Here is a 12,410-nt window from a genome sequence, read left to right as displayed (position 1 = left end):
ACACGGGCCACCTACAGCCCTGACGTATCGCGAACGGTTTACTTCCCCAATTCCACCGACCGCAGCCGTGCCGCTTCGACTGCTTCGGTCAGCAGCTTCGTCAGCCGGTCTTCGCCCATCAGCACGGCAAGGGCGGCTGCCGTGGTTCCGTTGGGGCTGGTCACCTGCTGGCGCAGGAAGCCGGGCTCCTCGCCGCTTTCGGCAGCGAGTGCAGCAGCGCCATAGACGGTCTGCATGGCCAGCAGCCTGGCGGTCTCGGTCGGCAGCCCTGCCTTCTCGGCTGCAACCGTAAGCGCCTCGATGAAATGGAAGATGTAGGCCGGACCGGACCCCGAAACCGCCGTCACCGCGTCCATCAGGCCTTCGTCGTCGATCGTCGTCACCACACCGCTCGCCGACAGCAGCTCGGCAACGAAACGCCTGATGTCGTCGGTCACCAGCGGGTTGGAATAGACCACCATCATGCCCTTGCCGATCGCGGCCGGCGTGTTGGGCATGCAGCGGATAACAGGCGCGAGATGGCCGAGTATGTGCTCGAAGGTGGCGACCGGCGTGCCCGCGGCGATGCTGACGAAGGTGGTCCTGCCGTCGCCGAAGCGCTTGTAGGCGGCGGTGACGTCGCGGATCACCTGCGGCTTGACGGCGATGACGACGAGGTCGGGCTCTGCGTCGGCGGGGATCCAGTTCGCGTCCGCGGCGACACTGCAACCGAGGTGCTCGGCGCGCTTGCGCAATTCGGCATTGGGCTCGACCACGAACACGGCTTGCGGGGCAAGCTTGCCGGATTTCAGCCAGCCCGCAAGCATGGCGTAACCCATATTGCCGCAACCGGCGAGAACAAGCCTGATCGTCATTGAGAGCCCTCCGAGACAAGGGTTCTCCTTAGACGCTAGCGGGCAGACGGGAAAGCCCCTCAAGGGGTGCTGGATCAGGCCAGCCGGTCAAGGTCGCCGGCGTACCGCGATCGGCCGCAGCGACACTTGCCGCAAGCCAAGCACGCCGAGCACGAAGAACAGCCAAACCGGGTCGCCGCGATGGAAGAAGAAGCTTTCCAGGAACGCGTTCAGCGCCGTGAACAGCACCACCATCATGAAGAAGTCACCGAGATAGATGTTCTCCTTGCGCGGCGGGATGCGCATGTAGTCGCGCAGCGGCGCGATCACGAAAGTGTAGACGGCAACGCACAGCGCCGGGATGCCCATCAGCACCGCAATGTCGAGATAGCCGTCATGGCCATGCACGATGGTCCGGATGTCCCAGGCCCGGTCGAAAGGCTGGTCCTGGCTCAGCAGCAGCGGCGTGCCCCAGAAGCTTTCATAGCCGTAGCCGGTCCAGGGCTTCTTCGCCAGCATCTCCCCGGAGAACTCCCACAGCGTCGTGCGCCCGGTGTAGGTGAGGTCGGGGAAATAGGTGGCCGCCAGCTCTTTCACCGGGGGGATGAAGACGATGCCTAAGGTACCGATGGCCGTCGCAATGATCGCCAGTGCAAACAGGATCGGCGTGCCGAACCGCATGCCGATCAGGCCCGGCAGCACGACGATCAGGATCGAGAACGGCACCAGGCCGGCCGTCGTCTTGGAGCCGGTGTGCAGCATGAAGATCATCGCCGCGCCGAAGATCGCCACGCCCCAGAACTTCTGGCCGCGCCGGAAGAGATAGAGGCCGGCGAAGCTGAAGCAGGCCATGATTGGTCCGGCAATGTTCTTGTGGGCGAACACACCACGCCACAGGCCGGCATGTTCGGGCTCCTGCGAATCGGCCGTATGCAGGGCCTCATGCGGAAAGACGATGAGGCCGATATAGGACAGGCCGATAACGACGATCGCGCAGAATATGATGACTTTCGAAAAACTGTCGGCGTCGCGCGGCAGCACCAGGACCGTCGCTATCGTCAGAACGCCAAGCAGCGTGAAGAAGGCCGCGCGCATGGCCGAGGACGGGTCGGTCGCGTTGATGACCGAAAGCATGAAAAAGCCGAGCATCAGGATCCAGGACGGGCTGAGCAGCGAGCGCACCATCTTGGGGTCGGCGAACGTCAGCAGTGAGAAGGTCGAAATGGCGCCGAGCGAACTGAAGCCGAGCTGGTTGACGATGTCGCCGCCGTCGCCGGTCAGTTCCGCGCCTGCCGGCTGAAACGGCCGGAACGACACGATGACGACGGCAAACAAAAGCGCGGCAATCGCCGTCGCCACGCCGTCGCGGGTGACGATGCCGCCCAGCAGCAGCTCGTCAGTTCTTCTCAGGCTGCCTGTATTGCTCATTGGCGTATCCGAATTCGGCAAGCACGCGGCCGAGCGAGACATAGACGGGGTAAAGCGCCGTCGACAGCGATCCTGTCCGCGCCAATTTGATTGCGCCGCGCACGGGCGAGGCTATCAGCAGCGCCAGGCTTTTTGCAAACACCTTGGCGCCGGCGAATGGCGTGCCGGCGCGCTTCTTCTTTTCGACCAGCGTCGAGATTACACCGTTGCGTAAGGATCGGGCGCGGATCCAGTCAGCCTCGACGCGCCGGGCCGGAACGCCTTCGCGCACCTTTGCCTCGGCGCACCAGCCAAGCACGAAACCTTTCTGCGCCGAGCGGCTGAGGAAGTCGGAATCGCCGCCGCCCATGAAGTTGAACCGCAGGTCGAGGAAGGGTGGCCCCATGATGGTGAGCACATTGCGCCCGACCAGAAGGTTGCCCGAGGAATAGAGTGCGGCCACGCGCCCGGTCTGGCGATAGGGCGGCGCAAACACCGGGTGCTCGGCCCATTTGGCGTGAGCAGGATCGGTAAACACCGGCACTTGCGGGCCACCGACAATGTCGGCGCCAAGCGTCTCCGCCGTCCTGCACATGCGCTCCAGCCAGTCCGCGTCGGCGATCTCGTCATCGTCGATGACCAGCAGGTGGCGGAAATCCGGAAAATGCAGGATCGCCGTCTGCCAGCCAGCATTGTAGGCACTGCAATTGCCCCGCTCATGCGCGATGATGACCATGCCCTTCATATCGTCGCGTTCGAACAGCGGCACGGCCGCCTGGGCGCCCTCACGCGCCTCGGCCTCGTTTTCGATGACGATGACGGCGAAGCGCCGGCTGGTTTGCTGTGCCTTGAGCGACGCCAGCGTTTCGAGCAGCAGTTGCGGCCGCTTGAAGGTCGGCAGCGTGACGACGGCTTCCATCGTCTCTGCGGCGAGCCCCGGAGAGCGTCCCGCAATCGAAACCGAACCGTCCGATGGCAAAGGGATCATCCGCTCCAGCCGCATGAATCTGGCTTTCGATAACACCGCGACGATAACGTTTCGTTAATCACCTTTCGCAGCGGCGCCTGCCGGTCCGCGCCTTTCAGCCGTTGCGTTGCGTGATTTAATCAAGGGTTCACCCAGCTTTGCTAGTGGCTGACGCCTGGATAGGTGAGATGCATCTGCTGTTCGCCACATCGATCGTGCCCGACGGCGCTCTCGCTTCGGGCTATGAGATCGCCAATGCTGCGATCATCGCCGCCTTGCGGCGCGCCGGCGTGCGCGTCACCGTCATTGGCTTCATCTGGCCGGGCAAGGCGCCCAGCGACCCCGAAAACACCTTCGTGCTCGGCGCCGTCGACGTGCGCACGGAAAGCGCCTCGGCGCGGCAGAAGCTCGCCTGGCTTGGCAAGGCGGTGCTGTCAGGGCTCACCTTCGCTTCCGTGAAGCTGCGCGCGGTTTCCGACAGCGAAGTCCGTGCCGCGATCGAGCGCGCCGGTCCCTTCGACGGCTATGTCCTGAATTCGGTGCAGTTCGCCGGCGCCTTTGAAAAACTGTTCGCCGACCGTCCCTCGATTTTCGTCGCCCACAATGTCGAACATGGTTCGGCCAAAGAGAATGCGGCAGCAGCAAACAGTCGCTTCCAGCGCCTGCTGTTTGCCCGCGAGGCCAGGCTGCTCAAGACCATGGAGGAGCGGCTCTGCCGCCGGGCTCGCTTCGTCTTCACGCTGGCCGAGGAAGACCGCGCCGCACTCGGCGTTGCCAGCGACGACCGCTCGGCGGTGCTGCCGCTGGTGACCACTGCCACGGCGCCAAAGCCGGTCAAGCCGCGCCGCATCGATTGCGACGCGGCGCTGATCGGCACCTGGACCTGGCAGCCGAACCGCATCGGCCTCGACTGGTTCCTGGAAAAAGTCGTGCCGCATCTTCGCCGGAGCTTTCGCATCAGAGTCGCCGGCAACATGCCGTCGGATATCACCTCTGCCCATCCCGGTGTCGAATTTGTCGGCCGCGTGCCCGACGCCCAGGATTTCGTGCGCGGCGCCGCCGTCATCCCACTGATCAGCACCGCGGGCAGCGGCGTTCAGCTCAAGACCATCGAAACCTTCGAACTCGGCCTGCCGTCGGTCGCCACCAGCCGTTCGCTGCGCGGCATCGATCATCGCCCGGCAAATTGTTTCGTCACCGACGATCCGGCCGCCTTCGCCGGCGCGCTGGAGGCAGCGGCGGCCGATGTCAGGGATGTCGATGGCAGCGCCTTCCATCGCCGGCAGATCAAGGCACTGGATGCCGCCATCAGGCTCGGCCTGGAAAAGCTCGGGCCGGTGGGGGAGGAGGTGTTTGCATGAACATGCACACCGCCCGCGCCGCCTTCGGGCTCGATACGCTGAAGACGATCCTTGGCATTTCGGTCCTTGCCATCGGCTGGGATGACGCGATCGCGCTGCTCACTCGTCTGATTGCCGAGCGGCGCTTCACCAAGGTCAGTTTTCTCAACGCTCACAACGCCAACATCGCCTCTACCGATCCGGTCTTTGCCGAGGCGCTCGACGATTTCCTCATCCTGCCTGACGGCGTTGGCGTCGATCTGGCGGCAAAGCTGCTCTACGGCGCGCCGTTCCCGGACAATCTCAACGGCACTGATCTCATTCCGGCCTTTCTGCAGGCATCGGCGAGGCCGCTGACCGTCGGGTTGCTTGGCGCCACCCGCGCCAACGCCGAGGCGGCGTCGGTCAGGCTAGCCGCTCTGGCGGTGCAGCACGAATTCGTCGTCATCCATGACGGCTATTTCTCCCCCGCCGAAGAGCAGGCGATCGTCGATCGCATCGAGGCATTGCGGCCCGACGTGCTGCTTGTGGCCATGGGCGTGCCGCGCCAGGAATTGTGGATCGCCCGTCATATCGATGCCCGCCACTGCACGCTGCCGATCGCCGTCGGCGCGCTGCTCGATTTTCTCTCCGGCACGGTGCCGCGGGCGCCTCTGTGGATGCGCCAGCTGAGGCTCGAATGGTTGTTCCGTCTGTGCATCGAGCCCGGCCGGCTGTGGCGCCGCTACGTCGTCGGCAATCCGGTGTTCCTGCTGCGTGTCGTCAGGCAGAAATTCTCGCGTCGGCCCGAGCCCGCCGGAGAGTTGCGGTGAACAGCCGCGTCGTGCCGAGCCCTGCAGCCGAGACCGGTGCCCTGCCGCAAACGCCGACGGCGGCGGTGGTGACCGCCAGCTATGCGCCGGATTTCGAACGCTGCCGCCTGTTGTGCGAGACCCTCGACCGCCATGTCTCCGGCTTGGCGCATCATTACATTCTGGTCGAGCACCGCGACGTGGCGCTGTTTCGCCAGTTGGAAAACGACCGCCGCAGCGTTGTCGACGAGCGCGACCTGCTGCCGCGCTGGCTGCGTGTGTTCGACGATCCGATGAGCCTCTTTCGCCGTCGCATCTGGCTCAGTCTCAAGACCCAGCCGCTGCGCGGCTGGCATGTGCAGCAGCTGCGCCGCATCGCCATCGCTGCGCATGCTGGAGAAGACGTGCTGGTCTTCTGCGATTCCGACGTCGCCTTCCTCAAGCCATTCGATCTGAGCGCCTTCTGGCGCGACGGCAAGGTGCGGCTGTTCCGGCGCGACGGCGTGCTGTCGAGCGACGGTCACGACGAGCATCGCATCTGGTCGCGCAATGCGGCCTCGGCGATTGGTATCGATGCATCCGAGGTTTCGAACCACGACTATATTTCGACGCTGATCGCCTGGCGCCGTCAGACCGTGACGGCGATGTGCGCCGAGATCGAGAAGGTGCACGCGCGCGGCTGGGTCGAGGTCATCGCTTCAGTGCGCCGGTTCTCCGAATGCATGATCTACGGCCGCTATGTCGACGATGTGCTGAAGGGCGCTGGCCATTTCCACGGCTCGGAGGAATTCTGCCGCGTGCACTGGACCGGCGAGGCGCTGTCGGATGACGAATTCCGCAGCTTCGTCGCTGCCATGGCACCGGGGCAGGTGGCGATCGGCATGCAATCCTTCATCGGCACCGATATCGGCCGCATCCGCCGCCTGATCGGATTGGCTTAGATTGCCTTGGCGGGCTTGCGCAGCGCCGAATAGGTCAGCAGCGCCGAGGCGAGATAGAGCAGCAGGAAGAGGACATTGAGCGATACGACAAGCCTGGGCGTGTCGGCAATCGTGGTCAGCACATAGGTCAACAGCACCGCCTTCAGCCCCGCCAGCAGGCCGAGGTTGAGCGCCCTGAGCGCGGTCTGGCCGCGGGCGAACAGCAGCTCGGCCTGGTATTCGACCAGGTTGCGCAGTCCCGGCACGCCGATTGCCAATGCCACCAAGGGCGCCGCCTCGGCGACATTCCGGCCAAGTGCATTGGGGAAGAAATGCAGCACGATGCCGAGTGCGGCCAGCGCCAATGTCGACACCAGGAACACGCCGGCTTCGATACCGCTCTTGACCCGCAGTCGCGACAACAGCTCCGGCGCCCGCATCATCTTCTGCACCAGCATCATCGAGAAGGTGCGGATCGGTATTGCCGTCAGGTCGACCAGCCGCATGATGATGGCATAGATACCGGCCAGATGCGGCCCGCCGATCGCCAGCACAAGCAGCTTGTCGAATTCCGACTGCAGGTAGAACAGCACTTCGGCTCCGGCAACATAGATCGAATCGGCAAGCCGCCTGAGATAGAGCTCGGTGCGCAGCCTCAGCCGCTGGCGTGGATAATAGAAGCCGAAGGCCAGCAGCAGCGAGGCGGCGTTGGCGCCGATGTAGAACAACGACCAGATCCAGACGCTGTGCTGGCCCGATAGCATGAACAGCACGGCGCCCAGCGCGCGGAACGCCGTGGCCACGATCGACAGCACGGCGGCGCGGCCGAATTTGCCGAGCCCGTTGTTGACGATCAGCACCACCTCGACCGGCCGCCACAAAAGCGCCTCTGCAAAGACGATTGCGGCAAAGACGGCCAGCGGAACGGTGCTGGCGAAGAAGATCAGGTAGACGCCCCACGAGGCGGCCGCCAGCAGTGGTAAGGACACGGCGCCAAGCAAAAGGAAGCCGGCGGTGAAGGTGCCGATCAGATTGGGGCGGATGGTGGCTGTGCGGTAAAGGGCCGAGATGAAGCCGAAAGCGAGGATGCGCGACAGCATGACGCCGGCCGCCGAGGCGGTGGCGAACATGCCGAACTCGGCAATCGACAGCGTGTTGGCAAGTGCGATGAAATAGGCAAGCGAGAACACCAGCCGCCCGCCGGCGCCGCTGATGGCTGAAAGATAGTCGCGAAACAGCCCCCGTCTTTCGGCGAGGAAGGTGCCGATGCGGGCGAGTGTCCGCCTTTGCGGTATGTCGCTGGCCTGCGTCATATCGAGGAAAGCCGTAAGCCGGAAAGCTTAACGTGCGGTTCTGACGCCATTTTACAGATCCCGGCAATGCGTGGCGAAGCGAGAAACTTTCACTTGCAGACTTCGGAAATTAACCTTTTGTTTCCCATGCCTGTTTAGCGTGACTTAACGATTGGCCGACCGCCGCTCCTGCGCCGTCGAAGGTAAAGTTTCGAGACAATGGTCGACAGGGAAAACCGTGAAGACTGGAGGCGCGAGCGCTCCCTCCTGGCGCTCGGCAAAGCCGTGCGCGGCGATGAGGCGGCGGATGCGTCGGCGGTCTCGATCGGTGACCGGGTGGATCCGTCATGGCGCGAGGACGCCGCCACGCGTCACCGCATAGCCCGCTCGCAACGCGAGGCGCGGTCGAATCCGGCGCCAACGTCACCGCCCGAGCCGCCGCAGTTCCAGGCCGACGGCGAACCCGTTTCGGCCGCCAGCGCGCGTGAGGAGCCTGTTTCCGGCCGGCGTCAGCAGCACGCCGCCTATGAGCTCCGCTCTTTCCACGAGCAGCGACCGGACCGCGACGACGATGACGGGCAGGAATGGAAGCCGCTGATCGATCCGCTCCAGGTCGTCCGCGGCATTAGTCGTTCCAAGTTGCTGATCGTCTCGACGACGATATTGGGCACCGTGCTCGGCGTCGCCGTCGCCGTTTCGACACCGAAGAAATACGAAGCCACCACACAGATGGTCATCGAGCCAGGCGACCTGAAGCTTTCCGACAACGATCTCACCCAACCGGTCGGGCAGCCCGATGCGGCGCTGGCTGTTGTCGAAACCCGCATCAAGATGGTGACATCCGGCAAGGTCCTCGACAAGGTCGTGGCCGATCTCAATCTCGTCGACGATCCGGAATTCAACGGACAGGGCTCTGGCGGCCTTGGCGTCCTGTCGCTCATTCGCTCGATACTGTCGCGCCAGGATGGCCCTGGCGGCGGCGGTGAAGTGCGCCGCCAGGCGCTGGCGGTCGGCAATCTGGCCAAGAGCCTGTCGGTTGAGCGCAGCGGCAAGAGCTTTGTCGTTTCCATCAGCGCCACCACTCAAAGCGCCGACAAATCGGCGAAGATAGCCAATACGACCAGGGACGTTTTCCAGCAGGAGGCGGCCCAATACCAGTTCGGGATGGCCGGGCGCGCGACGGACCAGCTGACGGCCAAGCTCGATGACCTGCGCAAGGATGTCGAGACAGCGGAGCGCAAGGTCGAGGATTTCAGGGCCACGCATGATCTCGTTGACGCGCAGGGCCATCTGATCAGCGACGACCAGATGCTGAAGCTCAACGAGCAGTTCTCAGTCACCCGGGCCCGTACGCTGGAACTCAATGCCCGGGCCGCGTCGGCGCGTTCGCTGGACGTTAATTCGGTCATCAACGGCACGTTGCCGGAAGAAATCAATTCCAACACGATGAGCGAACTGCGCGCGCAATATGCAGCTTTGAAGCAGGAGGCCGACCGCGCCGCCGTGCGTCTGGGACCGCGTCATCCCGAATACCAGGCGCTCAACGCCCAGCTCGACGGCTCGCGCGAGCGCATCGCAGGCGAACTGCGCCGCATCGCCTCGTCGCTGCAGGTCGATTTGAAGCGCTCGGTTCAGCTTGAGCAGGATCTCGCTTCCCGCCTGGCTCAGGCAAAGGTCCAGAGCGGCGACGTCAACAGCGATCTGGTCAGCCTGCGCGAACTGGAGCGTGACGCCACGGCCAAACGCTCCGTCTACGAACAGTACCTTCTGCGCGCCAAGGAGACCGGCGAACAACAGAACATCAACACCACCAACATCAATCTGATGACCCCAGCGCAACCGCCGCTCGAACCCAACGGACCGTCGCGGGCTGTAATAGCGCTGGCCGGCCTGCTGCTCGGGCTTGCTTCGGGCATCGGTCTCGGCGCCATGCGCGGCGCCTGTGCCAGCCTGCGCGGCGCTGCCAATTCGCGTTCGCGCGGCAGAATGGACGAGCGCCGCCCTCCGGTCGAGGACAAGATCTATCGCGCGCCGCTGCCTGCGCCGCCGCCGCCGGCAGCACCTCCGGTGTTGCCGGTCGAGACCGCTCCCGCCCGCAGCCCGGGTCTGTTCGACGGACTGTTCTCGGCGATGCGCAAAGCCACGCCGGGTAGCGGGACGTCAGGCGATCGGCCCGTCGAGACCTACCGCGCCCAACCAGCCGCCGAATATACCAAGCCGGTGCAGGAGACTGTGGGCTATCGCCAGCCGGACTTCCGGAACGAGGTTCCGAACGCCAATCCCCCTGCGCAGCAGCCTGGCTACGCGCAGCCTCGTCAGCCGGCTGACTATGCCTATTCGCAGGCTCAGCCGATGCCCGCGGCGTACGGGCAGTGGTCTTCTCCGCAGCGCGCTGGGGCGGCGCCGGAAGACCAGCAGGCGCAAATCGACGATATCCGCGCCGGCCTGCGCGAATTTCGCGAAGCGGTGCGCGAACTCACCGAAAGCCGTTCGCACCGCCGCTATTTCTAAGCAATTCCAGGAAAAGTGTGAAACGGTTTTCCCGGGAAAAGCGCGTAGCGCGCTTTCCCTTGGGAATTGCGACAAAACAAGAAATAAAGCGGTTCAGCCTTTCCGTGAAAGGATGAGTCGCTCTGAGCCCGTCAGCACAGAATAAAAGCTGCCGGTTTCGAGTTTACGGCATGTGACGGCGCTTTGACGGGATTGCTTAGGCCAAATTTCGTGAAAATGCCGCGCAGCATGACGCCCAAAAAAGCGCTGCCGTCGGGCTTTACCCGAATGGGCCGAACGTTTGGAACAACGACATGCACGAAGCAACGTTCAAGGCGCGCCGCGCCTTGGCTGGAATGATGTCGAGGATGGTTCATGGCCGAAGTGATTGACGGAAAGATCGTCGCCGCAGACGTGGTTCAGAAGGTCAAGGCCTTGACCGAGGACCTGGTCGCCAAGGGAAAGGCCCAGCCCGGCTTGGCGGTGGTCATCGTCGGCGAGGATCCGGCAAGCCAGGTCTATGTCGCGTCGAAGTCGCGCACCGCCAAGGAATGCGGCTTTCATTCGCTGCAGCACACGCTGCCGGCCGACACGTCGGAAGCGGCACTGCTGAAGATCATCGGCGAACTCAACGCCGATCCGGCCATCAACGGCATTCTGGTGCAGCTGCCGCTTCCCGCCCATATCGATGCCGGCAAGATCATCCAGGCCATTGCACCGCAAAAGGATGTCGACGGCTTTCATTTCATCAATGTCGGCAAGCTCGGCACCGGCGAACTCGAAACAGCCTTCGTGCCCTGCACGCCGGCCGGCTCCATGCTTTTGATCGAACGCGTGCGCGGCAAGGATCTTTCCGGCCTCAACGCGGTCGTCGTCGGCCGCTCCAACATCGTCGGCAAGCCGATGGCAAATCTGTTGCTTGCCGCCAACTGCACCGTCACCATCGCCCACAGCCGCACCAAGGATCTGCCGGCGCTGGCCCGCACAGCCGACATTCTGGTTGCCGCCGTCGGCCGGCCCGAAATGATCAAGGGCGACTGGGTCAAGCCCGGCGCCACCGTGATCGATGTCGGGATCAACCGCATTGCCGCACCCGAGAAGGGCGAAGGCAAAACCCGCCTCGTCGGCGATGTAGCCTATGCCGAAGCGGCCAAGGCCGCCGGCGCCATCACCCCCGTGCCCGGCGGTGTCGGACCGATGACCATTGCCATGCTGATGGCCAATACGTTAGCCTCAGCCTACCTTGCGGCCGGCTTGAAGCGGCCTTCCTTCTGACCCAGAAAGCAGCTTCTTTGCCGAACCTTGCTATACCCTCTGAACGGCCGGTCGTGGATGATCCCGTTCAAGGGGGCCGGCAATTCGCGTTCCTGCTGGTCGACAAGTTTTCGATGTTTTCGCTGGCAGCGGCGATCGATACCTTCCGCTCGGCCAACCGCCTGCTCGGCCGCGATTTCTATGGCTGGACGACGGTCTCGGCCGACGGCGATCCCGTCATGGCCTCCAACGGCCTGCCGCTCAAGATCGACTATGCCGTCGCCGATTTGCCGCCAGTCGATATCCTATTCGTGTCGGTGGGCCTGTCGGTCGAGTTCCCCGGCAAGAGCAAGGTGCTGGCGGCGCTGCGCAGCTGGGGCCGGCGCGGCAATGCGCTCGGCGCGCTGTCGGTGGGCTCTTACCTCCTGGCCGAAGCCGGTCAGCTCGAAGGCTATCGCTGCACCATCCATTGGGAAAACCGCGCCGGCTTCGTCGAGCGCTTTCCCGACATCAATTGCACCGGCAACGTCTTCGAGATCGACCGCAAGCGCTACACCTGCGCCGGCGGCACCACCTCGATCGACCTGATGCTGGAGATCGTGCGTGGCGACTTCGGCTCGAACCTCGCCAACGGCGTTGCCAACCAGTTCCAGCATGAGCGCATCCGCTCCGCCGGCGACCGCCAGCGCGTCGGGCCGGAGCGCGACCTGACCGGCAAGTCGGAGAAGCTAAGGCGCATCGTCGAACTGATGGCCGACCATCTCGACGAGCCGCTATCAGCCGTGCAGCTTGCCAAATCGGCGGGCCTGTCGGTGCGCCAGGTCGAGCGCTTGTTCCTGCGCCATTTGAGCGTCACGCCCGGTCGTTACTACATGCGGCTCAGGCTTGAGCGGGCGCGCGAACTGCTGCGCCAGACCAACATGCCGATCCTCGACGTGGCCATTGCCACCGGCTTTACCTCGCACTCCTATTTCGCGCAGAGCTATCGGCTGCAGTTCGGCCGTCCGCCTTCCGAAGAGCGGCGCACCACCTACTGATGTCGTGGTGCCAGCTCTGCCGGCGCCGATCCTATTACAATGCAACCGTTAGAAGCATGATCCCAAAAAGTGGGTGCCG

10 protein-coding genes are annotated in these 12,410 nt (G+C 64.0%); 6 read left to right on the top strand and 4 right to left on the bottom strand.

Annotated elements, in window-relative coordinates:
• Window positions 1–38: 38 nt before the first annotated feature.
• From proC to NKI61_RS09885, 3 genes are all read right to left on the bottom strand, one after another.
• Window positions 39–854: a pyrroline-5-carboxylate reductase gene (gene proC, locus NKI61_RS09895; protein WP_352839266.1), complete on the bottom strand. Its 816-nt coding sequence runs from the start codon at window positions 852–854 to the stop codon at window positions 39–41.
• An 87-nt stretch (window positions 855–941) separates the two neighbouring features.
• On the bottom strand, window positions 942–2,261 hold the full coding sequence (locus NKI61_RS09890) for an O-antigen ligase family protein (RefSeq protein WP_023746238.1): 1,320 nt from the start codon (window positions 2,259–2,261) through the stop codon (window positions 942–944).
• A complete protein-coding gene (locus NKI61_RS09885; RefSeq protein ID WP_023692395.1) occupies window positions 2,230–3,228 on the bottom strand; it encodes a glycosyltransferase family 2 protein in 999 nt (332 codons plus the stop codon). The genes NKI61_RS09890 and NKI61_RS09885 overlap by 32 nt, the downstream gene beginning before the upstream one ends.
• 167 nt (window positions 3,229–3,395) lie before the next feature.
• Here NKI61_RS09885 and NKI61_RS09880 point away from each other — a divergent pair, with 167 nt between their 5' ends.
• From NKI61_RS09880 to NKI61_RS09870, 3 genes are read left to right on the top strand one after another with little or no spacing between them, the layout of a single operon-like run.
• Window positions 3,396–4,568, top strand: coding sequence for a glycosyltransferase (locus NKI61_RS09880; RefSeq protein ID WP_023715616.1), 1,173 nt, complete (start codon window positions 3,396–3,398; stop codon window positions 4,566–4,568).
• Entirely contained in the window at window positions 4,565–5,359 is a 795-nt protein-coding gene (locus NKI61_RS09875; protein ID WP_023715617.1) for a WecB/TagA/CpsF family glycosyltransferase, read from the top strand. The genes NKI61_RS09880 and NKI61_RS09875 overlap by 4 nt, the downstream gene beginning before the upstream one ends.
• Entirely contained in the window at window positions 5,356–6,279 is a 924-nt protein-coding gene (locus NKI61_RS09870; protein WP_352839264.1) for a DUF6492 family protein, read from the top strand. Before NKI61_RS09875 ends, NKI61_RS09870 begins: the two co-directional genes overlap by 4 nt.
• Here the strand turns inward: NKI61_RS09870 and NKI61_RS09865 are convergent.
• Window positions 6,276–7,571 carry a lipopolysaccharide biosynthesis protein gene (locus NKI61_RS09865; protein WP_352839262.1) on the bottom strand — a complete coding sequence of 432 codons (1,296 nt, stop codon included), beginning with the start codon at window positions 7,569–7,571 and terminating at the stop codon, window positions 6,276–6,278. The genes NKI61_RS09870 and NKI61_RS09865 overlap by 4 nt on opposite strands.
• 198 nt (window positions 7,572–7,769) lie before the next feature.
• On the opposite strand from NKI61_RS09865, the gene NKI61_RS09860 reads away from it, so the two are divergent.
• The 3 genes from NKI61_RS09860 (at window position 7,770) to NKI61_RS09850 (ending at window position 12,331) form a co-directional block, all read left to right on the top strand.
• Window positions 7,770–10,061: a GumC family protein gene (locus NKI61_RS09860; RefSeq protein ID WP_352839261.1), complete on the top strand. Its 2,292-nt coding sequence runs from the start codon at window positions 7,770–7,772 to the stop codon at window positions 10,059–10,061.
• Between the two features lie 354 nt (window positions 10,062–10,415).
• On the top strand, window positions 10,416–11,315 hold the full coding sequence (gene folD, locus NKI61_RS09855) for a bifunctional methylenetetrahydrofolate dehydrogenase/methenyltetrahydrofolate cyclohydrolase FolD (RefSeq protein ID WP_023669302.1): 900 nt from the start codon (window positions 10,416–10,418) through the stop codon (window positions 11,313–11,315).
• Window positions 11,316–11,332: 17 nt separating this feature from the next.
• Window positions 11,333–12,331: a GlxA family transcriptional regulator gene (locus NKI61_RS09850; RefSeq protein ID WP_352839260.1), complete on the top strand. Its 999-nt coding sequence runs from the start codon at window positions 11,333–11,335 to the stop codon at window positions 12,329–12,331.
• The last annotated feature ends 79 nt before the right edge of the window (window positions 12,332–12,410 follow it).

This window comes from Mesorhizobium sp. M0514 (assembly GCF_040321145.1).
Classification (GTDB): Bacteria; Pseudomonadota; Alphaproteobacteria; order Rhizobiales; family Rhizobiaceae; genus Mesorhizobium.
Note: the sequence above shows the minus strand (reverse complement) of the source record. Positions and strands in the feature narration are given on the sequence as shown.